We start from the raw sequence: 2,230 nt of genomic DNA on the forward strand, positions 1-2,230 counted from the left end.
TTCGCGGCCGGGAGCACGGCGTTGTCCGCGATCTGCGGTCCGCCGTCGTAGGCGGGGGCGAGCTGGATGTAGCGGTCGGCGACGAGGCTGGGGGCCAGGCAGGATCCGCCACCTGGTGATCGTCGTGGCTGTACTGCGCCATGACCAGCTCCTGGCCGATCTGGCCGCCGGTAACCACGTGTCCGAGTCCACCGTCCGTCGCTGGCCCGACGAGCTGATCGCCCTGCTCGCCGCGCGGGCCCCGCGCCTGGACCGCGCCCTGAACAAGATCGTCAAGAGTGACGGGGAAGTGGTCCTGATCGACGGCACCCTCATCCCGTTTAGTGTCGCACCGGGAGGGCCGACCGTGAGAACTACTCCGGCAAGCACCGCAGCCATGGCCTGCACTTTCTCGCCCTGACCGACGAGAAGGGCCGCCGGATCTGGATATCCGCAGCCCGGCCCGGCCGCACCCACGACATCACCGCCGCCCGCCACGACCACGTCCTGGCCCACCTGCGCGCCGCCGGACCCGGCGCCCTCGCGGACCTCGGCTTCCGTGGCCTGGACAACGACGTAAGCGATCCTGTGATCGTCACCGGCTTCACCGCCAGCCGCACTCACAAACTCACCCCCGGCCAGAAGACCGCCAACCGTGTCCTCGCCGTCTGACGCGCACCCGTCGAGCACGGCTTCGCCCGCCCCAAGAACTGGCGGAACCTCACCAAGCTCCGCGCCGACCCCGCCCGAGCCACCTGCCTCCTGCGTGCCCTGCTGGTCCTGACGAACCTCGAAATCAACCGCTGACGACGCTCTGGAAGGGGACCCCCTTCCTATCCGCTGGCCTCGCCAGGTATCTTGCATCGCATGGAACCAGGTGATTCGACCAAGCAGGCCCGGGCAGCCGCCCAGCTACGCAAGGGCGTCCTGGAGTACTGCGTACTCGCCCTGATGCGGGACCGCCCCCGCTACGGCGTGGAACTCCTCCACGCCCTGGAGGACTCCGGTGCCCTGGCCACCAGCCAGGGCACGGTCTACCCGCTGCTCTCCCGACTCCGCCGCGACGACCTGGTCACCACCACCTGGCAGGAATCCGCCTCCGGACCACCCCGTCGCTACTACGCGCTCACCGACAGCGGCCGGGCCGCGCTCGACGAGTTCACCCGTGTCTGGCCCGGCTTCCGCAACGCCGTCGACGCCTTCCTGACCACCCCGCACCCCTCCATCGGAGACCTCCCATGAAGACCTCTGCCGACCCCGTACGCGACTACCTCTCCGCCGTCGAGCGCGAGAGCTCCGCACTCCCCGCCGACCGCCGCCAGGAACTCCTCGCCGACCTCGCCGAACACATCGAGGTGACGCGCACCGAACGCCCCGACGCCACGATCGGCGAGATACTCACGGAGCTGGGGGACCCCCGCACGATCGCGGCGACAGCGCTGGCCGAGGCCGGGAACGGGACCACCGGCACCCCGGTCGGGAGCGGCGTGGACGCACCCGCCCGGCGCGGCAAGGTGCACCCCCTGGTCCCCCTCCTGATGCTCACCCTCTCGCTGCCCTTCACGATGATCTTCTCCATCGGCCCCGACGCGGCGTTCGACCCCGGCCCGGTGTTCGGCTTCCTGTTCCGTGTCACCGGTGCGGTACTTCTCTGCACCTCAGTGCACTGGACCGCCGTCCAGAAGACCACCGGCGTACTGCTCACCGTCATCGTGCCGACCACCGTCATCGTCACCTGGAACCTGATCTCGGGCCAGGCGGCGGCAGAAATCCCGGCCCTCCTGGGCAACCTGGGAAGCCTCGCCCTGATGGTCGGCACGGCAGCATGGCTCTGGCGGGCCCGCCGCGCCTGAGCGCGGCCGCCGACGTCCCATCCCGGCATCCGGCGCGCGCGGTGCGGTTCATCGCGCACATCGGTGCGGTGACGGTGCGGTTCATTAGGCGCACCGGTGCGCCTCCCGACGATGCAGTGCGCTACCGCTCACCGCGCCGGCGCACCGGACGATGCGCACGGGAGTGGCCGCCACTCCCGCCCGCTCCACCCGGTGCGGATACAGAGGGTGACGGCGCATCGGATGCGGTGCACTCGATGCACCCCCTTGACCAGGTGTGCCGCCGGATTCCACCCAGCCCATCGAGTGGGACGTTAAACGGGCTCTAGTACTGCAACCGCATCTGGGGTGACCATCAAGACTGGCTGTCGTTGGTATGACTGTGTACTCATGAGTTGACGGTCGAGCAGGTCGCGTCG

The 2,230-nt window shown here is 69.6% G+C and carries 4 protein-coding genes; all 4 read left to right on the forward strand.

All coding sequences use genetic code 11. The annotated features are described in order from the left end of the window. Nucleotides 1-115: 115 nt before the first annotated feature. The gene (locus ACWCQ6_RS36910) at nucleotides 116-400 is read left to right on the forward strand and encodes a hypothetical protein (protein ID WP_451096831.1); all 285 of its coding nucleotides are present in this window, start codon (nucleotides 116-118) and stop codon (nucleotides 398-400) included. Next, entirely contained in the window at nucleotides 382-651 is a 270-nt protein-coding gene (locus tag ACWCQ6_RS36915) for a transposase family protein (protein ID WP_451096835.1), read from the forward strand. Before ACWCQ6_RS36910 ends, ACWCQ6_RS36915 begins: the two co-directional genes overlap by 19 nt. Before the next feature lie 195 nt (nucleotides 652-846). Then, a complete protein-coding gene (locus ACWCQ6_RS36920) occupies nucleotides 847-1,221 on the forward strand; it encodes a PadR family transcriptional regulator (RefSeq protein ID WP_397807773.1) in 375 nt (124 codons plus the stop codon). Continuing rightward, nucleotides 1,218-1,832 carry an HAAS signaling domain-containing protein gene (locus ACWCQ6_RS36925; RefSeq protein ID WP_451096833.1) on the forward strand — a complete coding sequence of 205 codons (615 nt, stop codon included), beginning with the start codon at nucleotides 1,218-1,220 and terminating at the stop codon, nucleotides 1,830-1,832. Before ACWCQ6_RS36920 ends, ACWCQ6_RS36925 begins: the two co-directional genes overlap by 4 nt. Nucleotides 1,833-2,230: the final 398 nt, after the last annotated feature.

The sequence above is a fragment of the Streptomyces sp. NPDC001880 genome, from assembly GCF_053594575.1.